Source organism: Archangium sp. (assembly GCF_045802675.1).
Classification (GTDB): Bacteria; Myxococcota; Myxococcia; order Myxococcales; family Myxococcaceae; genus Archangium.
The window spans coordinates 42,081-65,123 of record NZ_JBJMQO010000134.1 but is presented as its reverse complement, the minus strand read 5'-3'; the positions used below and the strand labels follow the sequence as shown (position 1 = coordinate 65,123).

21 protein-coding genes are annotated in these 23,043 nt (G+C 69.8%); 9 read left to right on the top strand and 12 right to left on the bottom strand.

Going from position 1 to position 23,043, the window contains the following annotated elements; genetic code table 11:
- Positions 1 to 35: 35 nt before the first annotated feature.
- The 7 genes from ACJ8AN_RS37400 to ACJ8AN_RS37370 all read right to left on the bottom strand — a co-directional run bounded on the left by ACJ8AN_RS37400 (position 36) and on the right by ACJ8AN_RS37370 (position 8,312).
- On the bottom strand, positions 36 to 1,613 hold the full coding sequence (locus ACJ8AN_RS37400) for an AMIN domain-containing protein (protein WP_407760386.1): 1,578 nt from the start codon (positions 1,611 to 1,613) through the stop codon (positions 36 to 38).
- Between the two features lie 60 nt (positions 1,614 to 1,673).
- Positions 1,674 to 2,951 (bottom strand): alpha/beta hydrolase, encoded by a 1,278-nt coding sequence (locus ACJ8AN_RS37395; RefSeq protein ID WP_407760385.1) that lies wholly within the window; start codon positions 2,949 to 2,951, stop codon positions 1,674 to 1,676.
- 9 nt (positions 2,952 to 2,960) lie between these two features.
- The gene (locus ACJ8AN_RS37390; RefSeq protein ID WP_407760384.1) at positions 2,961 to 4,265 is read right to left on the bottom strand and encodes a bifunctional folylpolyglutamate synthase/dihydrofolate synthase; all 1,305 of its coding nucleotides are present in this window, start codon (positions 4,263 to 4,265) and stop codon (positions 2,961 to 2,963) included.
- A 13-nt stretch (positions 4,266 to 4,278) separates the two neighbouring features.
- Complete coding sequence (gene accD / locus ACJ8AN_RS37385) at positions 4,279 to 5,124, bottom strand: acetyl-CoA carboxylase, carboxyltransferase subunit beta (protein WP_407760383.1); 846 nt, start codon at positions 5,122 to 5,124, stop codon at positions 4,279 to 4,281.
- Between the two features lie 101 nt (positions 5,125 to 5,225).
- Positions 5,226 to 5,981: an MBL fold metallo-hydrolase gene (locus ACJ8AN_RS37380; protein WP_407760382.1), complete on the bottom strand. Its 756-nt coding sequence runs from the start codon at positions 5,979 to 5,981 to the stop codon at positions 5,226 to 5,228.
- A 1-nt stretch (position 5,982) separates the two neighbouring features.
- On the bottom strand, positions 5,983 to 6,633 hold the full coding sequence (locus tag ACJ8AN_RS37375) for a Crp/Fnr family transcriptional regulator (RefSeq protein WP_407760381.1): 651 nt from the start codon (positions 6,631 to 6,633) through the stop codon (positions 5,983 to 5,985).
- Positions 6,634 to 6,758: 125 nt separating this feature from the next.
- Complete coding sequence (locus ACJ8AN_RS37370; protein WP_407760380.1) at positions 6,759 to 8,312, bottom strand: ATP-binding protein; 1,554 nt, start codon at positions 8,310 to 8,312, stop codon at positions 6,759 to 6,761.
- Between the two features lie 129 nt (positions 8,313 to 8,441).
- On the opposite strand from ACJ8AN_RS37370, the gene purM reads away from it, so the two are divergent.
- From purM to murQ, 6 genes are all read left to right on the top strand, one after another.
- Positions 8,442 to 9,479: a phosphoribosylformylglycinamidine cyclo-ligase gene (purM, locus tag ACJ8AN_RS37365; RefSeq protein ID WP_407760379.1), complete on the top strand. Its 1,038-nt coding sequence runs from the start codon at positions 8,442 to 8,444 to the stop codon at positions 9,477 to 9,479.
- On the top strand, positions 9,476 to 10,138 hold the full coding sequence (gene purN / locus ACJ8AN_RS37360; protein ID WP_407760378.1) for a phosphoribosylglycinamide formyltransferase: 663 nt from the start codon (positions 9,476 to 9,478) through the stop codon (positions 10,136 to 10,138). Before purM ends, purN begins: the two co-directional genes overlap by 4 nt.
- A gap of 219 nt (positions 10,139 to 10,357) precedes the next feature.
- Positions 10,358 to 11,119, top strand: coding sequence for an arginyltransferase (locus ACJ8AN_RS37355; RefSeq protein ID WP_407760377.1), 762 nt, complete (start codon positions 10,358 to 10,360; stop codon positions 11,117 to 11,119).
- 159 nt (positions 11,120 to 11,278) lie between these two features.
- Positions 11,279 to 12,799, top strand: coding sequence for an NAD(P)-binding protein (locus tag ACJ8AN_RS37350; RefSeq protein ID WP_407760376.1), 1,521 nt, complete (start codon positions 11,279 to 11,281; stop codon positions 12,797 to 12,799).
- A 101-nt stretch (positions 12,800 to 12,900) separates the two neighbouring features.
- Positions 12,901 to 13,092 carry a 50S ribosomal protein L28 gene (rpmB, locus tag ACJ8AN_RS37345; protein ID WP_407760375.1) on the top strand — a complete coding sequence of 64 codons (192 nt, stop codon included), beginning with the start codon at positions 12,901 to 12,903 and terminating at the stop codon, positions 13,090 to 13,092.
- A 7-nt stretch (positions 13,093 to 13,099) separates the two neighbouring features.
- On the top strand, positions 13,100 to 14,014 hold the full coding sequence (gene murQ / locus ACJ8AN_RS37340) for an N-acetylmuramic acid 6-phosphate etherase (protein ID WP_407760374.1): 915 nt from the start codon (positions 13,100 to 13,102) through the stop codon (positions 14,012 to 14,014).
- 99 nt (positions 14,015 to 14,113) lie between these two features.
- Here murQ and ACJ8AN_RS37335 read toward each other — a convergent pair whose 3' ends face one another.
- Positions 14,114 to 15,052, bottom strand: a complete 939-nt coding sequence (locus ACJ8AN_RS37335) for a TraB/GumN family protein (RefSeq protein WP_407760373.1) — start codon at positions 15,050 to 15,052, stop codon at positions 14,114 to 14,116.
- Between the two features lie 70 nt (positions 15,053 to 15,122).
- Here ACJ8AN_RS37335 and ACJ8AN_RS37330 point away from each other — a divergent pair, with 70 nt between their 5' ends.
- The gene (locus ACJ8AN_RS37330) at positions 15,123 to 16,274 is read left to right on the top strand and encodes a hypothetical protein (protein ID WP_407760372.1); all 1,152 of its coding nucleotides are present in this window, start codon (positions 15,123 to 15,125) and stop codon (positions 16,272 to 16,274) included.
- A 9-nt stretch (positions 16,275 to 16,283) separates the two neighbouring features.
- Here the strand turns inward: ACJ8AN_RS37330 and ACJ8AN_RS37325 are convergent, their stop codons facing one another.
- Positions 16,284 to 17,468, bottom strand: a complete 1,185-nt coding sequence (locus ACJ8AN_RS37325) for a DUF6051 family protein (protein ID WP_407760371.1) — start codon at positions 17,466 to 17,468, stop codon at positions 16,284 to 16,286.
- A 475-nt stretch (positions 17,469 to 17,943) separates the two neighbouring features.
- Positions 17,944 to 18,732, bottom strand: coding sequence for a hypothetical protein (locus ACJ8AN_RS37320; protein ID WP_407760370.1), 789 nt, complete (start codon positions 18,730 to 18,732; stop codon positions 17,944 to 17,946).
- A 212-nt stretch (positions 18,733 to 18,944) separates the two neighbouring features.
- On the opposite strand from ACJ8AN_RS37320, the gene gstA reads away from it, so the two are divergent.
- Positions 18,945 to 19,553: a glutathione transferase GstA gene (gene gstA, locus ACJ8AN_RS37315; protein WP_407760369.1), complete on the top strand. Its 609-nt coding sequence runs from the start codon at positions 18,945 to 18,947 to the stop codon at positions 19,551 to 19,553.
- Positions 19,554 to 19,591: 38 nt separating this feature from the next.
- Here the strand turns inward: gstA and ACJ8AN_RS37310 are convergent, their stop codons facing one another.
- Positions 19,592 to 20,941: an alpha/beta fold hydrolase gene (locus tag ACJ8AN_RS37310; protein WP_407760368.1), complete on the bottom strand. Its 1,350-nt coding sequence runs from the start codon at positions 20,939 to 20,941 to the stop codon at positions 19,592 to 19,594.
- Positions 20,942 to 21,185: 244 nt separating this feature from the next.
- Here ACJ8AN_RS37310 and ACJ8AN_RS37305 point away from each other — a divergent pair, with 244 nt between their 5' ends.
- Entirely contained in the window at positions 21,186 to 22,514 is a 1,329-nt protein-coding gene (locus ACJ8AN_RS37305; protein WP_407760367.1) for an amidohydrolase, read from the top strand.
- 38 nt (positions 22,515 to 22,552) lie between these two features.
- On the opposite strand, the gene ACJ8AN_RS37300 is transcribed toward ACJ8AN_RS37305, so the two are convergent.
- Positions 22,553 to 22,960, bottom strand: coding sequence for a DoxX family protein (locus ACJ8AN_RS37300; RefSeq protein WP_407760366.1), 408 nt, complete (start codon positions 22,958 to 22,960; stop codon positions 22,553 to 22,555).
- Positions 22,961 to 23,043 lie beyond the last annotated feature (83 nt).

The following is a 23,043-nucleotide window of genomic DNA, read 5'->3' as shown; positions in this document are numbered from 1 at the left end:
GGCAGGCCGCCGCTCCGGGTGGGGCGGGAGCCGTCTCAGCGGCCCGAGGGACGCTGGAACTCGATGGACAGCTCGTTGCCGTCCTGGCGCGTCTGGTAGGGCACCTGCGCCTTGAGCTTGATGGCCACGCGCACCGTGCTCGAGGGCCCGGCCTTCGGGGCCACCGAGGCCACGGCCGTGTTGAAGAAGGAGGTGTCCAGCGCGAGGGTGTTGTTGGACTCGGCGATGCGGGTGTTCTCGAGCTCCAGCACCACCTCGCTGGCGCCCTCGGAGACGGTGTAGCGGACGGGCTCGTTGGTGCGCACGACGACGCGCGCGACGCCCGAGTCCTGCCGGAAGTCCACCCGCGTCATCGTCTTGCGGCGCGAGGACACCTCGTCCCCACCGCCCTGCTCCGGAGCGGCCCGGCGCGGTGCCGGCCTCTCGGCCTGGGCGACGCGCGCCTGGCGTGCCTCTTCCCGCTGGCGCTGCTTCTCCTCGGCCGAGGCCTGGGCCTCCTCGCGCTGACGCTGACGCTCCTCGGCGGCGGCGCGCTTCTTGTCCTCGACGGCGGCGCGGGCCTCCTCCTGCTGGCGCTTCTTCGCGTCGGCCGCGGCCTGGGCCTCCGCCTCGCGGCGAGCCTTCTCGTCGGCCTGCTGGCGCTTCTTCGCGTCGGCGGCGGCACGGGCCTCGTCCTGCTGGCGCTGCTTCTCCGCGGCCGCGGCCGCTTCCTTCTCGGCGCGCACCTGCTGCTGACGCTGCTGCTCGGCCTGCTGGGACGCCACGCGCGTGGCCTCCTCCTGCGCCTTGCGATCGGCATCGGCCTTCGCCTGGGCCTGCTTCCGGGCCTCGGCATCCGCCTGCGCCGCCGCGGCCGCCTGGGCCGCCGCCTTCTCCTGCTGCTGCCGGTCCGCCTGCGCCGCCGCAGTGGACTGCGCCACGGCCTTCTCCTGCTGCTGACGATCGTTCTGCGCCGCCGCGGCCGCCTGGGCCGCCGCCTTCTCCTGCTGCTGCCGGTCCGCCTGCGCCACCACGACCGCCTGATCCGCGCCGGTGCCGGGCGTCGCCGCGGTGCCAGTCCCCGCCCCCGTGCCCGCTGGAGCCGTGCCCGTCCCCGTACCCGCTGGAGCCGTCCCCGTCCCTGTCCCCGCGGGAGCCGTCCCCGTCCCCGCCGCCGGACCCGAGGGCTTCGCCGCCGCCACGGCCGCACCGCCCCCACCCCCCACGCTCACCACCAGCGCGTTGCCGTTGGCCTGGATGTCCGGATCCACGTCGCGCTCGAAGCCGATGAGCACGCGCGCGATGGCCGACTCGTCGGAGCCGTAGCTCGCGGTGCGGATGGCGGTGATGGTGCCGTTGCCGACGGTGATGTCCTCCTTCACGCCGGAGAAGACGGCCTCGGAGATGTCAATCACGAGACGCGGAGGGTCGGTCATCGTGAAGGTGGTGAAGTTGGGCTTCTTCGTCCCGACGATCTCCACCGTTCCGCCGCGCACCGTCACGCCCGTGATGGTGTTGAGATTGCCCTGGGCCGCGGCCCCCTCCTGCGCCAGCGCGAGAGCGGGCACCAGCAAGCAGGCAAGCAACGCAACGCAGATGACCTTCATCGGCGACTTCCCTCTGTACGGACGCATTGCGTCTCGAAGGTAGCACGGGGTCCGCCGCCTCCAACTTTCCACCACCCCGCAAAGTCTTCAACGCAACCGAGGCAACGCGGGCTTCCGGGTGCGGTGTGTCCGGGCGTACTCGATGAGGTTCTTGATGTCGTAACAAATCTGCCGGATGTCGTGCCCCATCGTCAGCTCGATGTGGCTGTTGCCCTTCACCGGCCTCCACAGCAGGTACTCGCTCTGGGCCGCGTGGTACACGCTCCGGGTCGACTCCACCGAGGCCAGCGGATCCATGTCCCCGAAGATGATGGCCATCGGGACGTGGATCTTCGAGAAGCCCCGCTTGAAGTCGAAGCCCGTGCGGTAGCAGACCATCTCGCCGCGGCGGATCCACCGGGCGAACTGCTCCACCACCTTGCGCGGCTCGCGCTCACCGCCCTCGCGCAGCAGCCAGCGCACGTCCTTGGGGCTCACGCGCGCGGGGTTGCTCAGCCGGTTGACGCGAGTGGTGATGCTGTTGAAGACGGGATGGTCCTCGGCGCGCGCGAGCAGCTTCTCGGCGAGCTTCAGCCAGTCATCCACCGGGATGTAGTGGAACCGGTGCTGCCGCGGCGCATCCTTGGGCTCCAGCCACCGGGCCAATCCCTCGTTGAGCGCGGAGGCGCCCCGGGCGAGCATCATCCGCCCCGTGTGCCCGGCCTTCTCCTCCAGGTTGAGGCCCGCGATCGTCGTGTCGATGGCCGTGGCCAGCACCGGAGCGCCCAGCGCGAGCATCCGCAACAGCGTGCTGCCCCGGCCCAGGTCCGCCGGCGAGCCGATGGTGATGAGGCCCTCGAAGTCGTCGTGGATGCCGGCGTAGCCGTAGCCGAGCATCCCGCCCATGGAGTGGCCGCAGAAGAAGATGCGCTCGCGCCGGGTGATGCGCTTCACCCCCGACACCGCCGCCGGCAGGTCGTAGAGGAAGTAGCTGTCGATGTCCCAGCCATAGTCCAGGTCCTGCGGCAGCGGACGGCGGAAGCGCGCGGCGCGCTCCTTCTGGAACTCGAGCGAGCTCTTGCCGTGCCCGCGCAGCTCCAGGATGTGGATGTCCACGCCGAAGAAGAGCAGGTTCTTGACGAACTGGCCGCTCGTCCACGCGTGGCGGTTCTGCGAGAAGCCATGCACCAGCAGCAGGGGCTCGCCGAACAGGGGCTGCGCGAAGGGCTGCTTGACGGGGCGGTAGCGGGTGATGACCAGGGACCAGCCGTCGGCCGTCTCCACGACGTACTTGGTCTTCTGGTACAACGACCTGAAGTCCAGCTCGTCGACCGTCGGAGTATGAGGACCCGTGGGCGTCGCTGATCTCCAGTCCGGCAATCTCATAACGTGAATCTACGGACTGTGATGCAATGCGCCAAGGTTTCCACCGAACCTGGCACGTACAGAACCCACCAGGAACAGTGAGCCGGTGCACAGGAGGACGTCACCGGGGGCCGCCCGGCCCTTTGCACCGGCCAATGCGCTGTCCAGCGATGGATAGGTGTACACATCCGCACAGAGGGCACGCGCCTCGTCGAGGTAGCGCTCCGGGGCCAGCGAGCGAGGGGTGTCGAGCGGCGTGAGGTGTACCGAAGTACAGGTGGGCAGGAGCGCGCGCAGCATGGGCCCGCGGTCCTTGTCGGCCACCACGCCGAAGACGCAGTGCACGCGGCGCCCCGGATACAGCGAGCGCAGGCCAGCGAGCAGCACTTGCACCCCGGCGGGGTTGTGGGCGCCGTCCAGCAGCACGGGAGGCTGGCCCCCGAGCTCTTCCAACCGTCCAGGCCAGCGAGCCCCGGCGAGTCCCGTCCGCAGGGCCTCCGGGGAGGCGGGCACTCCCCGTGCGGAGAGTGATTCCAGGGCGGCGAGCGCCATCGCCGCGTTCTGCCGCTGGTGCTCCCCGCGCAATCCCAGGGTGAGGCCCTCGAGCCAGAGGCCGAGCCCCTCGTAGGCGAGCCCGCTCCCGGGCCGGGCCACCACGGCGAAGTCGCGGCCCTCCAGGAGCAGCGGCGCGCCCACCTCCCCTGCCCTGCGCTCGATGGCCGCGAGCGCCTCGGGCTCCTGGCGGCTCACCACCACGGGCACGCCGGGCTTGAGGATGCCGGCCTTCTCCCCGGCGATCGCCCCCAGCGTGTGGCCCAGGTACTCCATGTGATCGAACGACACCGGGGTGATGGCGGTGACGAGCGGGTGGCACGCGCGCGTCGCATCCAGACGTCCGCCCAGGCCCACCTCCACCACGGCCACGTCCACGGCCTCCTGGGCGAAGTGCCAGAAGGCCACCACGGTGCCGAACTCGAAGTACGTGAGCGAGGTGGCCGCGTCCGGGTGCCGCTCGAGCACCTCCAGGATCCGCCGGCCGAACACCTCGTCGTCGATCTCCACCCCGTCCACGCGGATGCGCTCGTTGACGCGCACCAGGTGCGGCGAGGTGTAGAGCCCCACCCGGTGGCCCGCGGCATGGAGCGCGGCCGAGGCGAAGGCGCACGTGCTGCCCTTGCCGTTGGTGCCCGCGACGTGCAGCGCGGGGTAGCGGCGCTCGGGATGGCCGAGCGCCTCCAACGCCGACTCCACCCGCTCCAGTCCGAGCTTGATGCTGGAGGGGCTCAGCCGGGAGAAGAACTCCAGGGCCTCCGCCGGCGTCCGGGGCAGCGTCATGGGGCGGGCACGGCTACCCGAGCAGGCTGATGACCTGACCCAGCGACGCGCGCAGCTCCTTGCGCGGGACGATGGCGTCGATCATTCCGTGCTCCAGGAGGAACTCGGAGCGCTGGAAGCCCTCGGGGAGGCGCTGGCGGATGGTCTGTTCGATGACTCGCGGGCCGGCGAAGCCGATGAGGGCCTTGGGCTCGGCGAGGATGAAGTCACCCAGCCAGGCGAAGGAGGCCGCCACGCCGCCCGTCGTCGGGTGCAGCAGCACGGAGACGTACGGCTGGCCCACGGCGCGGAAGCGGGCGATGGCCGCGCTCGTCTTGGCCATCTGCATGAGGGAGTAGATGCCCTCCTGCATGCGCGCGCCGCCCGAGGCCGAGAACACGATGGCCGGGCACTTGAGCTCGAAGGCGCGCTCGAAGACGCGCGTCACCTTCTCGCCCACCACCGAGCCCATGGAGCCGCCCATGAACTCGAAGAGGAAGCAGCCGATGGACACCGGCTTGCCGTCGATGCGGCCCACGCCGGAGATGAAGGCGTCGTTCTCCTCGAGCGCCTTGCGCGTGGAGCGCAGCCGGTCCTTGTACTTCTTCGTGTCCGAGAACATCAGCGGATCCTGCGGCTCCAGCTCCTTGTCGAACTCCTCGAAGCTGTCCGGATCCAACAGGGCCGCCAGGCGGGCGCGCGCCATCCACGGCAGGTGGTGATCGCAGTGCGGGCAGACGTTGAGGTTCTTCTCCAACTCCTGCCGGTAGATGATCTCGTCGCAGTTCTCGCACTTGGCCCAGAGCCCCTGCATCCGGCTGGGGGCGTCGATGGGATCGGGAGTGGTCGCGATACGGGGCTTCTTGGAGAACCAGGCCATGACAGGGGCGTTAATCCCACTGCCCGGTTTCCGTCAACACCCATGCGCGTCCCCGCCCCCGGAAGCGACCCCAGGGGTCGTCCGTCCGGGCGCCGGGCGGGTTAGAACTCGAAGGTGTCTCCGAGCTCCAGCACCTCCACCGGCAGCTGCGCCAGCTCGCGCTTGAGCGGCTGCACGAAGGCCGGCTTGAGGTGGTAGACGAGCACCGAGCACCCCTCGTGGTCGAACTTGTCCAGCTCGCTCTGGAGCGTGCGCGGCGTGAGGTGGCCGGAGACGTCCGCCAGTTGCTGCAGCGCGTTGGGGAAGCTCGTCTCCACCAGGAGCGCCTTGAGGGTGGGCGTCTGGTTGAGCACCTTCCACAGCTTGTCGGTGGGGCCGGTGTCGCCGCTCATGGCCAGCGAGGTGCGGCCGCGGGTGATGACGAAGCCGCAGGACTCCACCGGGTGGTGCACGGGAATCGACTGCACCGTGTAGGGGCCCACCTGGAAGGTGCTGCCGGCGCGGAAGGGCTTGATGCGCAGCACCGGATCCTTGCGCGTGGGGATGCGCGTGAAGTCCGGCCAGAGGGCGTTGTTGAACATGTTCTCGCGCAGCGCGCGCACGCACTCGCGCGAGGCATGGATCGTCACCGGCTTCTTGCGCCGGCCGATGATCAGATCCGCCATCAACGGCAGGTCCTTCACATGATCGAAGTGGCTGTGGCCGACGATGATGTCGTCGATGTTGATGAGCTGCTCCAACGACAACGTGCTCGTGAGCGCGCCCGCGTCGAGCGCGAGCACCTCGTCCACGAGGAAGCACGTGGAGCGGCACGAGGGCAGCTCACCACCATGGCAGCCGAGGACCTGGAGCTTCACGCTAGAGATCTCCGAACTTCCACTTCATCTCCAGGTATTGGAGGAAGTCGTGGAGGCGGGCCGTGTCATAGACGGTGAGTCTGTCACCGCTGCGCTCCACCAGGCCGGCGCGCTCCAACCGGTCCAGCATGTTGCGGATGGCCGGCTCGCCCACGCCGATCTGCCGGGGCAGCTCGCGCACCGCCAGCTCGATCTCCACCCCCTCCTCCATCGGCCGCCCGCGCGTCTGGCACACCTGGAGGATGTGATGCACCACGCGGCTCGCGGGGTCGGCGTGCAGCAGGTTCTCGATCTGCGCGTCCGCCTCGGACAGGCGCTCGGACAGCTTCTTGATCATCCGCACGGCGATTTCGGCGTTGCCGCGGACCATCCCCTCGAACGTCTTCGGGTCGATGACCAGCAGCTTCGCGTCCTCGCTCACGGTGGCCGTGGCGTTGCGCGGCTTGTTGGCGATGATGGCCATCTCGCCGAAGAACTCGCCCGGCCCGAGCACCGCCAGCACCTTCTCCACGTCCCGCACCCGCTTGGAGATGGCGATTCGCCCCGACTGCAGGACGAACATCTCCTTGCCCGGCTCGCCCTCTCGGAAGAGGATCGTGCCCTTCGGGAACTCTTTGCCAAATCTCTGAAAGAGGGTTTCCTCGGCGCCCATCGCAGGGCGAGTTAAGCCGTCCCCATCGACAGGGTCAAATTCCGGCCGGATTTTGGGCGCTTCCACCCCCTCGATGTCGTCCAGACGCCTACCCGTTGGAGCCCCCAGGAGCCGTCGGAACCCGCTCAGCTGGAGGCCGGGGGGAGCTCCGGGGCCCGAGGGACCGGCCGGGCATCCACCGGCAGCTCCACGATGAACGTCGTCCCGAGACCGGCCGCGCTGGTGGCCTGGACATGGCCTCCGTGCGCCTCCACCAGGGAGCGCACCACGGCCAGCCCGATGCCCCACCCCTTCTGGCCGCTGCGCCAGGCCGTCTCGGCCCGGTGGTAGGGCTGGAAGAGCATGCCCACCGCCTCCGTGGAGATGGGCTCGCCCCGGTTGTGGACGGAGAGGGCTACCCGCTCCCCTTTGCGCTCGAGGGTGAGCCTCACCGGGCTCTGGGGGTCGCCATACTTGATGGCGTTGCCGGCGAGGTTCTCGATGACCCGCCTCAGGCCCGAAGCGTTCCAGAAGCCCCGGACGGGTTCCTTCGCCTCGAGGACGAACCGATTGCCATGCACCAGGGACAGATCCTCGAGGATGCGGGCCAGGAAGGAGGCCAGCTCACACTCGGACAGCTCGAGCGGCGGCATCTTTCCGGACTGGAGGCGACTGGCGTCCAGCAAATCCTGGAGCATCTGGTCCGCGCGCTCGAGGCCCCGCAGCATCCTCCGAGCCAGGGACGTCACGCGCTCCGCGTCCTGTGGAGAGCGGAGGAGCATCTGGGCGGCCGTCCCCGCCGCCGACAGCGGGTTGCGCAGATCATGGCTCAACATGGAGACGAACTGCTCCCGCTGCTCCCGCTCGTGCTCCAGCCTCCGCACCGACTCTTCCAGCCTCGTGCGCAAGAGGACCTGCTCGGTGACGTCCACCGTGTGCGAGATGATGCCGTCGATCTTCCCGTGGACATCGCGGGTCGCATGGGTCCGGGTGTTGAAGCAGCGCTCCACCAGGTGGCCATCGTTCTGCTTGTCCACCCGGGCCCGCAGCTCCCAGCTGTAGAACGGCTCGCCCGTCGCGTAGACGTTGTCCAGGATCTTCAGGATGCCCTGGGCGGAGAACTCGGGCATCGCCTCGCGCGCGGGCTTGCCCCGGGTGTCCCGGCCGAAGAGCTGGAGGCTCAGGGCGCTGGTGAACTCGATGAAGTGCTCGGGCCCGCGGTAGATGGTGACGTAGGCCGGCGACTGCCGGAAGAGCGCGTGCAGCTCGAGCAGCCGCTGCTGGGCCTCCTGCCGTGCCACCCGCGCCTGCTGGAGCCAGGTCTGGACCTCCGCGTCCACTGCATCCAGGAGGCGATCCCTCACGGGGCCCGGCACCGGCCCCTCCTCCTCCAGAACGGAGAAGAGGACCTGCCGGAGGATGCGCAGTTCCCGCCCGGCCAACTCGGGCTCGAGGCCCCGGGGTGCCCGCGTCCCCTCGGAGGAGGTGGGGGGCGCCGCCAGGGAGGGCGCGTCCGCCGCGAGCACCGCGGCGAGCCGCTCGAGGAAGGACGGGAGCACCTGCTCCAGGACCGGGCGCCCGCCCTCGGGGTGGACCTCATCCAGCACACGCCGCTCCCAGTCCCGCAGGATGCGAGCCTGCTTCTGCCGCAGCCGTTCGGGAAGGCCGGGGAGATGAGGCGAGGAGGAAGTCAGGTCCATGGAGTCAGTGTCCCAAGCAAGCAACAGGGCTGGGAGCGCGAACGTTTCTCCGCCGGGGAGATGCCCACCTGACACCCGGAGTGTCATCGTCCGAGACATGGGCCGGGGAAAGCCGGTAGAAGGCCAGCCGTGGGAACGACCTACAAGCAGTCGGGAGTGGACATCGAGGCGGGCGACGCGTTCGTCGAGCGTATCAAGCCCTATGCGGCGCGGACGGTGAGGCCGGAGGTGGTGGCCGGGGTGGGAGGATTCGGAGGGCTGTTCGCCCTGCCGCCGGGCAAGTACCGCGAGCCGGTGCTGGTGGCGGGCACGGACGGGGTGGGCACCAAGCTGAAGGTGGCCTTCCAGGCGGGCCGGCACGGGACGGTGGGCATCGACCTGGTGGCCATGTCGGTGAACGACATCCTCACCTGCGGGGCCGAGCCGCTCTTCTTCCTGGACTACTTCGCCACGGGGCGGCTGGAGGTGGACGCCGCGGCCGAGGTGGTGAAGGGGATTGCCCAGGGCTGTGAGCAGGCGGGGTGCACGCTGCTGGGCGGGGAGACGGCGGAGATGCCGGGCTTCTACGCGCGGGGCGAGTACGACCTGGCCGGCTTCTGCGTGGGCGTGGTGGAGCGCTCGCACATCATCGACGGCAAGAGCGTGGCGCCCGGGGACGCGCTCATCGGGCTGGCCTCCTCCGGCCTGCACTCCAACGGGTATTCGCTCGCGCGCAAGGTGCTGCTCGAGGACGCGAAGCTGAAGCTGGACGCGGTGCCCGAGGGCCTGGATCGGCCGCTGGGCGACGCGCTGCTGGAGCCCACGCGCATCTACGTGAAGGACGCGCTGGAGCTGATGAAGGCGGTGAAGGTGAAGGGCTTCGCGCACATCACCGGCAGCGGGATTCCGGGCAACCTGCCGCGGTGCCTGCCGGACGGGACGCGGGCGGTGCTGGACGAGCGCAAGTGGAAGCGGCCCGCCATCTTCGAGCTCATCCAGAAGCTGGGGAACGTCGAGCGCCAGGAGATGTACGACACCTTCAACATGGGCCTGGGGCTCATCGCGGTGGTGGCGAAGGCGGACGTGCCGGCGGCGCTGGCGGTGCTGAAGGCGCGCGGGGTGGAGGCGGCCGAAGTGGGCCACGTGGAGGCAGGCCAGGGCGAGGCCACGGCGGTCATCGGGCCATGAGCGGGCGCACGAAGCTGGGCGTGCTGGTGTCGGGCAGTGGCAGCAATCTGCAGGCGCTGCTCGACGCGTGCTCCCGGCCGGACTTCCCGGCCGAGGTGGCGCGGGTGGTGTCCAATGTACCCACGGCCTTCGCGCTCGAGCGGGCGAGGAAGGCCGGCGTGCCGACGGTGGTGTTGGACCACAAGGCCTTCGGCTCGCGGGCGGACTTCGAGAAGGCGCTGGTGGAGACGCTGGTGTCGGCGGGCGTGGAGTGGGTGTGCCTGGCGGGCTTCATGCGGCTGCTGGGCGCGGACTTCCTCGGGCGCTTCCCGGGGAAGGTGCTGAACATCCACCCGTCGCTGCTGCCGGCCTTCACGGGGCTGCATGCGCAGCGGCAGGCGCTGGAGCGCGGGGTGAAGCTGGCTGGGTGCACGGTGCACTTCGTGGACCCCGGCATGGACACGGGCCCCATCATCGCGCAGGCGGCGGTGCCGGTGCTGCCGGGGGACGACGAGGCGGCGCTGACGGCCCGCATCCTCAAGGAAGAGCACCGGCTCTACCCGTTGGTGGTGAAGTGGGTGGCCACCGGGGCCGTGCGGATGGTGGGCGGGCGCGTGGTGTCGACAGTGGGGCCGGCCGTGGGCGAGCAAAGCCTGCGCAACCCTGGTGAGCCGGACTGAGCGACTCCGGCTCCGTCTCCGGCATCTCCGGCGCGGTGGGCCTGGACCTGTCTGCGCGGCCTCCAGGCCATTCGCCGTCCGAGCACCCGGAGTGGGCCCATGCGCCTGCTCCCGGCGTTGTCGTGCGGGCGGCCGGCCAGCTGCGTCCACGGGCCATTCCCTCCAAGGGCGTTCCGCTTGACGGGAGGGCCGCCATCCCCCAGGAACGAGGGAGCATCCATGGCCATCATCCTGGGACATACCGTCGAGCCACCCGGCCCCTGTAGCTACCTGCCAGACCAGCGCTCCTCCCTGGAGCACGTGGTGATGCAGGACGTGAGCGCCGAGGAGTACGAGCAGATGCTCGTGCGCGGGTGGCGCCGCTTCGGGCCGCAGTACTTCCGCCCCGCGTGCCGGGCGTGCACGCAGTGTGTCTCGCTGCGCATTCCCACCGCCCACTTCCAACCCAATCGCAGCCAGCGCCGGGCCCGCGCCGCGTGCGCGCACCTGCGCATCGAGGTGGGCCCGCCCCGCGTGGACACCGAGCGCTTGCGCCTCTACCACTCCTGGCACGCCGAGCGGGAGCAGGCGCGCGAGTGGGAGGCCTCGCCGCTGGGCCCGCGCGAGTACTTCATCCAGTTCGCCTTCCCCCACCCGGCCGCGCGCGAGGTGGCCTACTACGACGACACCGCCGAGGGCGGCTCGCGGCTGGTGGGCCTGGGCATCTGTGACGAGACCCCCAACGCCTGGAGCGCGGTGTACTTCTTCTACGACCCGGCCTACGCGCGCCATTCACCGGGCTCGGCCAACGTGGTGTTCCAGGTGGAGCTGGCGCGGGCGCGGGGGATTCCCCACGTGTACCTCGGCTACCGCGTCCAGGGCTGCGCGTCCCTGCGCTACAAGGGGACGTTCCGCCCCCATGAGTTGCTCGAGGGCCGCCCCAGCCCCGAGGAGCCCCCGCGCTGGCGTGCGACGGAGCCCCCCGAGGAGCCCCAGCCGTAACGCCCCCGCCCCTACCGGCCGGCCTCCAGCCGCCCGCCCCAGAGCTGACCGTACTGCTCGCGAAACATGCTGGAGCGCTGCTCCTCCCGGCCTTTTTGGGCCCCTTTACCGGGAAAGCGCTGCCGGGCCCACGGCAACGTGTGTAGTGTGCGCCCCGCGATGCCGACGCCAGTGACCAAATCCAAGCCGCTCCCCTCCGCCACGGCCCCGTCCAGGCACGTCTATGACGTGATCATCCTGGGCAGCCAACTGGGCGGAGCGCTCGCAGCGGCACTGCTCGCCAAGCGGGGATACAGCGTGCTCCTGGTGGAGCACGATGGAACGGGGCCGGGCTACGAGCACGATGGCTTCGTGCTGCCCTACGCCCCCTTCATCGCCCCGGCGCTCAAGACGATGCCCGCGGTGGAGGAGGCCTTCACGGAGCTGGGCCTCACCACGATGCTCCAGCGCAACCAGCAGGCGCACACGCCCGAGCTGCAGCTGGTGATGCCGCGCCACCGGGTGGACCTGCACGCCGACAAGGCCCGCCGCCGCGCCGAGCTCGTCCGCGAGTTCGGCCCCGAGGGCGAGCGCATCCAGGCGGACCTCGCCGCCACGGCCATGCAGCACGAGCCCTCCGACGCCTTCTTCAAGGAGCAACCGCCGCTGCCTCCGGACGGCCTCTTCGAGGGCTGGAACCTCAAGAAGCGCGTGGGCCAGCACCCGGGACTCCAGACGGAGCCGCGGCTGGCCGGTGAGGACGAGCCCTCCAAGCTGCTGCGGGGCCTGCTGCCCTTCGTCAACCACCTGGATCAACCCACCTCGCCCCTGGCGCGCACCCGCCCCCTGTCGCAGGCGCTGCAGACGCCCTGGCGCTACCCGGGTGGACGCGACGGCCTGCGCAAGCTCCTCTTCGAGCGGCTCACGGAGCTGGGCGGAGACCTGCTCAGCCCCGAGAACACGGACACCTACGTGGTGGAGGAGCTGCACTTCGAGGGCGGCCGCTTCGCCGCGGTGAAGCTGCTGCGCTCGGACACGCTCTACCGGGCCTCGTGCCTGGTGTCCGCCACGGACGCCGGAGCGCTGCGACGGCTGATGACGGACCGCAAGAAGCACCGGGGCCTGAGCGAGCAGCTGGACCTCTCCACCCTCAAGTCCTTCCTCTTCACGGTGAACTGGGTGCTGCCGGAGGCGGTGCTGCCCCGCGGCCTGGGCGAGCTGCTGCTGGCGGACACGCAGGACCCGGAACTGGGCCCGCTGCTGCTCCAGCAGCACCCCGCTCGCACCACCGAGGGCAAGGACGACGCCTCGCTGCGCGTCCTCTGCGCGGGAGGCTTCGTGCCCGCCAGCGTGCGCGACCTGGGCGAGCCCTATCTCCAGACGCTGGCCATGCGCATCGACGCGCACCTGGACGCGCTGATGCCCTTCGCCAAGAGCAAGCGCCTGCTGCGCTCGGCTCCCTACCTGGATGCCGGCGCGGTGCGGGGCAGCCGGCTCATGCCCCACCCGCACTACGTCTTCGACTCGGAAGCGGTGCTGGGAGTCACGGGGTTGAAGCAACAAACTCCCACGAAGAACGTGCTGCTGGCCGGGCGGGAGGTCCTCCCCGGCCTGGGGCTCGAGGGGGAGTTCCTCGCCGGCGCGCGCGCCACGCGGCTGGTGCAGGAAATGCTCAAGAAGAAAGCGGTCCTCAAGCGCTGAGGCCCGATCAGACTGGATTTTCCATTGGTTTGTAAGGTAGGTTCCGCCCCTCTCTTAGGGCGGGCTCTCATTTCGTCCCTGATTTCAAGGAGTTAGCTGTCATGGCCTGGAAGTGTGACATCTGCGGGAAGCGGCCGCTCGTGGGCAACAACGTCAGCCACGCGAACAACAAGACGAAGAAGCGGACTTTCCCGAATCTCCAGAAGATCCGGGCATCCGTCGAGGGCCGCACGGAGCGCGTGTTGGCCTGCACCCGCTGCATCAAGGCGGGCAAGGTGACGAAGGCGGCCTGAGGAAGCCGTGAGCTCGCGGGTGGGAAGATCGCGTTCGAAGAAGACCGCGCTTCCGCCCACCGAGCGGCAGCATCCCCGGTCGGACGACCTGGACCTCGTTTCAGCCGAGGAGGTTGTCCGCCGTCTGCATCAAGAAGACGAAGCCGCCGTCCGTGCGGTCCGCCCCGCGTTGCGTGAAGTAGCGCGAGTGGCGCGGACCGTTGCGGAAGCATTGCGGGCGGGCGGCCGTCTGCTGTACGTGGGAGCGGGAACCAGCGGGCGCCTCGCGGTGCTCGACGCGAGTGAGTGTCCCCCCACGTTTGGAGCCTCCCCTTCCCAGGTGCAAGCGGTGCTCGCCGGTGGACGCCGGGCGATGACGCGCGCGGTGGAGGGCGCGGAGGACGACGCCGAGGACGGCGCCGCGTCGATGGGCCGGTTGCGCGTGGGGCCTCGGGACGTGGTGTGCGGCATCTCCGCGAGCGCGCGGACCCCCTTCGTATTGGGCGCGCTGGACGAGGCGAAGCGGCGGGGAGCGCGCACGGTGCTGGTGTGCTGCAACCGGCCGGGGGCGCGGGTGGAGGCGGACCACCTGCTGCTGGCCGAGACGGGGCCGGAGCTGGTGGCGGGCAGCACGCGGCTGAAGGCGGGGACGGCGACGAAGCTGATCCTGAACGCGCTGACGACGACGGCCTTCGTGACGCTGGGGAAGGTGTACCGGGGGCGGATGGTGGACGTGCGGCCGACGAACGAGAAGCTGCGCGAGCGGGCGGCGCGAATGGTGGCGGAGCTGACGGACCTGACGCCGGCGGCGGCGAAGAAGCTGCTGGAGCAGGCGGGCAACGAGGTGAAGGTCGCGTTGGCGATGCACTTCACCGGGCTGCCGGCGAGAGAAGCCAGGCAACGCCTGAAGAAAGCCACGCTTCGGACCCTGGCGGACACCTGAAGACAACCACCCCTCTCCCACCGGGAGAGGGACGGGGTGAGGGTATCTGGGACACCCGGGTCCAATCGCTGTCACAACCCGCGGGTCAATGTCTGCTCATTACTCGCGAGGAAGCTGGCGCACCTGGAAACCCTTGCGCGCCATCAAATCGAGCAGTCCGCCCTCCCCCACCAGGTGGCCGGCGCCCACGACGGCGAAGTGCGTCTCTGGCTCATCCACCAGCGCGGCCAGCTTGTCCGCCATCTGCCGGTTGCGAGCGAAGAAGAGGGCCTCGTAGAAGGGCTTGTAGACGGGGTCGTCCTTCTGGGTGAAGAGCACCTTGGCCAGCACGTCGGGGTTGCCGCCCTCCCAGGCGGTGGCCACCTGCGCCATGCTCACCTCCGTCATCTCCGAGTTCTTGAGCTGCTCCCTCAACATGAGGTCCTGCAGCTCCTCGGGGAAACCCGCCAGCATGTGCATCTGTCCCTCGAGCGTCTCCAGCTCCACGATGCGCTTGCCGCCGCGCGATCGGGTCAACAGCAGCCGATCGATTCCCCCCGCCTCCGAGTACCCCGCCTTCTGCATCTCCAGCACGGAGAGGGTGATGGACACGAGCCAGGGCCGCATGCGCTCGACGGCCGGCGCGGGGAGGCCCATCCGCTGGAGCGCCTCGGGCAGCAGCGCGCGAGTCTCCGGGCTCAGGTGCGCGCTCAGCGTGTCCGGCGGAGAGAAGAGGCCCAGGCGCATCACCAGTTGCTGCGTCTGCTGCGGAGGTGCCTTGTCCGGATCCAGCTCCACCACGAGGGCCTGGGAGCGCTCGAGCGCGGACTCCATCGAGGGCGGGAAGACGAACTGGCCGGGCCTGCCCAGGTGCACCGAGCCCGTGAGGTAGAGCGGCTTGTCCGGCGCACCCGGGCGCGTCACCTCCCAGAGGAAGGCGCGCGGCTGGGCCACGGCGGCGGAGGGCGCCGGGGAGGCGGAGACGTCCCTCGCCGGGGTGGTGGCACAGGCGGTGCCGAGCAGTGCGACGAGGGCCAACAACAATCGGGTCGGGCGCATGGTTTGTCCGTGAAGGGTCGGGCCATTATGCTCGCCCGTGCGCGGCCGGCGCACCCGTCAGGAGGGGAACATGATTCGAGATGCGATTCCGCGACACCTGCGTCTGCAGGCGCTCATCACCCTTGTCGCGATGCTGACGAGCGGGTGCCTCGGCCACTTCTATGAGGTTCCCCGGACGGAGCTGGAGCGGTTGGCGCAGACGCCGCCCGAGCAGCGCGGACAGGCCATCTACGCCGTGCAGCAGTTCTCCACGGCGGACGAGCCGGAGCCGGCACCGCCCTGGGTGCCCGTCTCGGGTCAGCCGCCGCCGGGCTACTACTTCGACGTGCGCGGCTACTGGGTGCCCGACTTCTACGTGCAATACGGCGCGCCCTACTACGAGCCGCCCCCCTACCAGTCCCCCGAGGTCCACGATGCCTCGCCCGTCACGGCGAATGGCTCGTCCGGAGGCTCGGCGCGCTCCTCCTCGGGCTCGCCGGGGAACATCGGGAACATCGGCAAGGTGGACGAGCTCCTGGTGGTCGTGGTCGTCGTCGGTGTCGTGGTGGGGCTCGCGCTGGCCGCCACCGAGGGCGCCCGCTACGAGGGCCACGTCGCCGTGCACCCGCACCACCCGCTGCACCTCCTGCACGGCAACGGCTCGCAGAGCATCGTCCCGCTCGACGAGCTCTCCCTGACCGACTTGACCACCGTCGACAGTGCCACGCTGTCGGGCGCCGAGGGCGCTGGCATGTGGCTGCGCGGTTCCGCGCCCATCAACCGCCACGGCTTCTCGTACCAGTTCGGCGGCGGCTACGACAGCCTGGCGCTGCCCGGCCTCCAGAACTACCGCAGCCTCGGCTTCCACTTCGCGCTCGGCTACTTCCCCACGCGGACGTTCGGCCTCCTCGCCCACTCGCGGCTGCAGTTCGCCGATGAATCGCTCGGCAGCTTCTACAACGTGCGCCTCGGCATGGAGGCCCAGTGGTACCCCATCTCCCTGTGGCGCCTGCACCTGGGCCCCTTCGTGGGCGGCGGGCAGTCGTGGTCCGCCTCGGCCGGAGCGGCCATGCCCACCACCTCGGGCCAGCGCCCCTATCTCTCCGCGGGCGCGCTCGCCGAGTTCGAGATCTCCACCCGGCTGGGGCTGACCTTCCGCTTCACCGAGGACTATCTGCCCACCGCCGGCCCCGACACCCACCGCTTCATCAACTCGTGGTCGGTGGGGTTGGCGGTCTACTGACGGACGCGCTCACCCCTCCAGCCAGGACACGGCCCGCTCGAACACGGCCGTGAAAGCGCGCTCGACCTCCACCTCGTCGGCGCCCTGGACCGGGAACGGGTTCGCGTGCTCGTAGGCGTACGGCGGGTCGAGCAGCTCGACCCGCGCGCCGCTGCCCTCCAGGGTCTCGGCCACCGCCAGGGCCGGCATCACCCGGTCGCCGCGCATCGAGATCGCGCTCACCCGCGAGCCGATCCGCTGGAGGGCGGCGCCGCGCTCGGCCTGGTGGCGGTCGGTGCGCACCATCAGCTCGAAGGCCCGGCCGGCGGCGTCCTCCGAGAACAACCGGCCCAGCTCGGGCCGCAGCTGCTTCTCCTGCTCGAGGTTCTCGAAGAACCGATGCACGGAACGGGCGGCCGCGCTGTCGAGAATCTCCCGCGCCAGGGGCGCCGTCTGAGACAACAGGCATCCGCCGCAGAAGGTCACCAGCCGGGACTCGGCGAACCGCGCGCCCTCGTCCGCCATGAGGAGGATCTCCGCGAGGAACGCGCCGATGGAGTACGCGAAGACATCCAACCGCGCCCCGGGAGCCAGCAGCGGCTCCTCCCCGCGATGGATGCTCTCGGACAGGCGTGAGAGATCCCTCAGGGTCCGCAGGCCGGACCAGACGAAACGATCTGGCCGCGCATGCAGGCGGGTGCTCAACGCGGCGTTCGCGAAGCTGGAGGCCTCGAGCTCCGGGATGCGGCGCATGCGCTCGCGGCTGAGCTGCCGCATCGTCCTGGGCTCGGCCCAGAGCGCGGGAGAGCGGTCCATGTGGAAGGCGACGGGAAAGAGGATGACGGGCACCCCGAGCCCCTCGACGAGCGCCTTCGCCCACGGCAGGTACTTCTCCCAGCGGCGCTCGTTGAGCCCATGGAGCACGAGCACCCCCCGAGCGCTCCGCTCGCATCCGGCGGGCGCGAGGATGCGGTACGGAAAGTCGAGGTTCTCCTCGACGCCCTCGTCGCGATCCAACAGGCCCTTCAGGGACTCCGGCTCGAGCGCGTCCACCGCGGGCGGGCGCGCCGCGAGGGACCCCACGTCCGGGCCAGCGCCCAGCTCCTCGGAGCGGAACCGGCGCTGATGCAGCACGAGCCCGGCGTCCAAGGCACCGGAGGCCCTCCCGTCCTGGAATGCCTCGGCGAGTCTGCGGAACGTCCCCACGTAGCTCATGAAACTCCTCCCGGTGGGGATACTCGCATCCCGTGGAGCCGACGTGGCGCGTCATCCGTCATGACGGGCCGTGTCAGGGCGCTCATCGACACCGGAGCGTGACACGGGCGAGGTGTGACGGGGACCAGACCAGGAGCGCGAATCCCCTGCCCTGGCCCCGTTTCACCTCACGGGCACGCCGCTACGGAGCGGAGCAGTCAACCCCTGACATCGATTCCGGCTTGCCCTCCGTCCCGAGGGCAAACGTGCCGTGGGAGCAAAACGACAACCCATGCAAAGCCATGCATGAATTGCGGTGTGCAAGACTTGCGGTGTGCAAGACTTGCGGAGCCGCGGCCCTGGACGGCCTCGCGCCCATAGGGGGTTCTTCGTATCGCCGCCGTGGGCTTCAGGCGTGGTTGAAAAATACAAAAGGGCCCGGAGAGGTCTCTCTCCGGGCCCTGTCATCAGAAACCGAGCCACGCCCGGCTACCGCTCACGGGCATTTGAGATCGTAGTTCTTCGTGCTCCCGTCGGGGGCGGTCACCTTCGCGGTCGAGGTGCCGTTGAACTCCGTGGTGAAGGCGCCGTCCTTGTTTTCCACCGTCACCTTGCCCGCGGTGGGGCACTGATTCTGGCAGCGCTGGTAGTTGGCCACGGTCGCGGTGGTGGTCAGGTCGCCCTTGGTGCTACCGCCCTGGCCGTTCATGGTCACGCATCCGCTCCCCTGCTCCCAGGTGACGGTCATCTGCTCGTCCCGGGTGCTGGCCTGCTCCGGAGAGCGGCTGTGCGAGGTCATCGTCACCACCCGCTGGGTACCCGAGCGCGTGGCGACCCCGTTCACGTCGAGGATGAAGGGGACTCCGCCCGCGGTCAGGTCCGTGGAGGTGCCGGTGAAGGCCAGCTGGCCGTTGCTGTCCGAGAGCGTGAGCTTCACGCCACCAGAGACCGACTTCAACCCGAAGGCACCCTCGCAGTTGTTGAAGGTGTAATTCACCGTGGCGCCCGAGGCCGTCGCCTGCGCACACCCGGCAGGGGTGTAGTAGGCATCTGCCCGTTGGGCGAGCGCCGCCGCGGCCGCGTTCACATCAATGGCTTGCGCGGACGGGGCGGAGAAATAGTAGACGCCGTAGGGATCGAACCACGAATAGGCGTAATACGCATCGTAGCCGTAGTAGTACGGGTCGTAGTACGCATAGTCGTAGTAGTACGGATCGTAGGTGGTCGCGTAGCACCCGCTCATCGCCAGCGCCACGAGTGAGAGCATCGTCTTGAAGCGTTTCATCGTCGGCTCCTTTGAAGTGCACCGAAGGTAGAGCCCGGTCAGGAGCAATCCCCCTTATGCGCACAGAGAGGTTAAGGAGGGGGGGGAACGCGGGAACGGGGCCCATGGGATGACCCCGCCGTTGGCTTCACGCCTATTCCATGGCGCTCGCGTCGGTCCCCGTGCAGATTGTCCGGCCGCCCACACCCAGGCGTATTCAAGGAGTCCAATTCATGAAGCTCTACTACTCCCCCGGTGCCTGCTCGCTGTCGCCGCACATCGTCCTGCGCGAGGCGGGCCTGAACTTCGACCTCGAGAGGGTTGACCTGCGCACCAAGAAGACCCGGTCCGGCCAGGACTTCAACACCATCAACCCCAAGGGCCAGGTGCCGACCCTGGAGCTGGATGACGGCGGCATCCTCACCGAGGGGCCGGCCATCGTTCAGTACCTCGCGGACAAGGCGCCCCAGGCGAAGCTCGCGCCGGCCAACGGCACCCTGGAGCGCTACCGCCTCCAGGAACTGCTCAACTTCATCAGCACCGAGCTGCACAAGGGCTTCAGCCCCCTCTTCAACCCCGCCTACCCCGACGAGGTGAAGAAGCTGGTTCGCGAGAGCCTGGGCAAGCGCTTCGACGGCCTGGGCCCGGTGCTCGAGAAGGGCCCCTACCTCACCGGCGAGCAGTTCACCGTCGCCGATGCCTACCTCTTCACCGTGCTCGGCTGGACGCAGTGGACGGGCATCGACCTGACCCAGTGGCCCGTGCTCCAGGCCTACCGCACCCGCGTGGCCGAGCGGCCCCACGTGCAGGCGGCCCTCAAGGCCGAGGGGCTGCTGAAGTAACGCGCTGACGTGAAGTCCGACCGCGTCCGGACGCGCCTTCACCCTCCGGACGCGGCCTCCTCGGGCACGAAGAACTCCCACCGGTACGGCTCCGCGAGGCACTCCGCGTCGAGCCCGGTGGCCGAGCCCGCCGAGATGAAGTCCGTCACCACCCGCTCCACGCACGCGTTGCGTTGGATGTGCGTCGCCCCCGGCCGGATGATGTGCCGGCTCAACGGGAGGTGCCGCGCGACCTCCTCGCCGAAGCGCGGCGGAGTCGAGGGATCTTGATCGCCCGACAGCAGGAGCGCGGGCACGGAGAGCGTGGTGAGCTCCCAGTAGTCCTCGGGCAGCGGGGCCCGGGGCCACTCGCTACAAATGACCTGATAGTCCCGGATGAGCTGCTCGCCCAGGAACGTCCCCGGCGTCTCGCGCGCGAGGTCCTCGGGCGTGATGCGGGCGATGTCCTCCGGGCAGACCACCGCGAGCTGCAGGCCGTAATAGATGCGATCCCGGAGGGCGTCCTCGAACGCGACCGCCAGCCGCGCGAAGGGCTCGAGGTTCCCCTGCCCCGCACCGTGGATGAGCGAAGGCAGGTGGTTGGCGAGATTCGGGATGAACAGCACCAGGTGCACCAGCCGCGCGAAACGCTCCCGGGTCATGTGCAGGGTCCGCGGCGCGGCCTCCGCGTCTGGCTTCATGTCTGACTTCATGTCTGGCTTCAGGACCACGTCCACCGGCGACTTCTCCAGCCCGGCGAGGACCCGCTGGAATTCCTCACGGACCTCCGGGAACGCGTGCCGGCACTTCACCTCCGCCGCACAGGTGGCCAGAAGGCGATCGAGCGCGTCCTGTCCCGCGCGGGGGAACGGAAGCGGATTGCGGAAGTCGGGCGGAGAGATGCCACGCAGCACGGCGCTGCGGACCCGCTCCGGATGACGCCGCATGTACACCAGCGCGAGCCTCGTCCCGTAGGAGCCGCCATCCAGGTCGATGCGCTCGGCGCCCAGCGCCCGCCGGACGGCCTCCAGGTCCTCGGCGGCGGAGGGCGTCGTGTAGAAGCGCACGTCCGCCGAGCCCCGGAGGTGCTCCAGACAGTCGCGCGCCATCTTCCGCAGGAGCGGCTCGCCCTCGGCGGACTCGTCCGAGTCGCAGCGCAGCGGGTTGGAGCGGCCCGTGCCTCGTTGATCCACGAGCACGAGATCCCTCTGCTCGCGCGTCCGGGCGAGCGCCTGGGCGAAATCCGCGGCATCGTCGATGGCCGATTGACCGGGACCTCCGGTGAGCACGAAGACCGGATCGGCGGCGGGAGCGGTGCCCGTCGCCTTCAGCACCATGACGCGCAGCGAGATGCGGCGTCCCTCGGCCGAGCCCCAGTCCTCCGGCACCTCCAGGGTTCCGCAGGTCACGGCTCCCCTCACGCCCTCGACGGAACAGGGGGCCAGGGAGAGCGGCGCGAGCGGGCCTCGGACCTCCGGCCAGCCCACGCGGTGCGCACAGCCCGCCAGCAGCAGGATGGAAGCCAGACACCCGGACCATCGGCACCCTCGTGTCATCATGAGCCCTCCCGGCCAGACGGGGAACGAACGCCCCTCGCACTCATATCGTCCCGCGTGCTGTAGTCGCCCCTCCCCTGTTTCCGGAGACAGCACGGTGAAACCCTTCCGCCTCCTCGCCCTCGTCCTCGCAGCGATCGCCTGGCCCCCGGAGGCCGCGCGGGCCGCGACTCCCACGAAGGCCCCCTCCCCCGTCCTCCAGGGCCTCGACGCGCTCTACCCCGAGCTCGACGCCCTCTACCAGGACCTGCACCAGAACCCCGAGCTCTCCCAGCAGGAGGAAAAGACCGCGGCGAAGCTCGCCGAGCGCCTGCGCAAGCTCGGCTTCGAGGTCACCGAGCACGTCGGCGGCCACGGCGTGGTGGCCCTGCTGCGCAATGGCAAGGGCCCCACGGTGCTGGTGCGCACGGACCTGGACGCGCTGCCGGTGGAGGAGAAGACGGGGCTGCCCTACGCCAGCCACGTGACGGCGAAGGATCCTTCCGGGCAGACCGTGTCCGTGATGCACGCCTGCGGGCACGACGTGCACATGACGGCCTGGCTCGGCACCGCCACGCTCCTGGCCCGCTCGAAGGACCGCTGGCGCGGCACCGTGATGATGGTGGGCCAGCCCGCCGAGGAGCAGGGCAGCGGCGCGCGGAAGATGCTCCAGGACGGCCTCTACAACCGCTTTCCCCGCCCCACCTTCGCCATCGCCATCCACAACAGCGCCACCGCGGCCTCGGGCACCGTCGAATATGTTTCCGGTTACGCCCTGGCCAACGTGGACTCCGTCGACGTCACCCTCTATGGCAAGGGCGGGCACGGTGCCTATCCGCACACCACGGTGGACCCCATCGTGCTCGCGGCCCGCACCATCCTCTCGCTCCAGACGATCGTGAGCCGCGAGAAGTCCCCGCTCGAGCCCGGCGTGGTGACGGTGGGCTCCATCCACGGCGGTACCAAGCACAACATCATCCCGGACGAGGTGAAGCTCCAGCTCACCGTGCGCAGCTACAAGCCCGAGGTCCGCAAGCAATTGCTCTCCGCCATCGAGCGCGTGGCGAACGCCGAGGCCCTCGCCGCCAACGCCCCGCGCAAGCCGGACGTGACCGTCTCCGAGGGCACGCCCGCCACCTACAACGACCCCGAGCTGACGAAGCGGCTGGTGGGCGCCGTCACCCGGGTGCTCGGCCCGGAGAACGTCCACGAGGCCCAGCCCGTCATGGGCGGCGAGGACTTCTCCGAGTACGGCCTCGCCGGAGTCCCCGCCGTCATGCTGTGGTTGGGCACCATCGAGCCCAAGCGCTTCGCCGAGGCGAAGGCGGCGGGCGAGACGCTCCCCTCGCTCCACTCCGCCCTCTTCTACCCGGACCGCGAGCGCACCCTGCGCACCGGCGTCACCACGCTGACCACCTCCACCCTGGAGCTGCTGGGCAAGCCGTAGTCCCCGCGCTCAGGGCTGGATGCGGCCCATGCGCCTGCTCATGCACGGACCTCCTGATGGCTCCCGCCCCGGGCGAAGAGCCGGTTGAACGGCGCCACCACCTCGTGCCGGCGCGCGACCCCGACGACCACCGCGAGCACCAGCAGGACGAGCGGCGCGACCACGTGAGAGGCCTCACCGGCCTTCAGGTGCGTCAGCACCGCGCCCACCATGGTGCAGACGAGCAGGAACGCCCCCAGGGTCGCCGTGCGCGGCACGAGCAGCAGCAACGCCGCCCCCACCTCGATGGCCCCCGTCACGTACAGGAACCACAGCGGCAGGCCATACCGGGCGAAGTTCTGAGTGAATTCCGCCGAGCCCGTCAGCTTGGGAGCCCCCGCCCCCAGGAACGCGACCGCGAGCAGCACCGTGAGGACCCACAGACCGATCTTCTTGCCCTTGGACATGAACTGCCTCCCCGATTTGGTTCGAACCTCAATGGTTCGTACTGGAATGAAATGCGCGAACAAAAACTTCGTTGCGGGGCCCC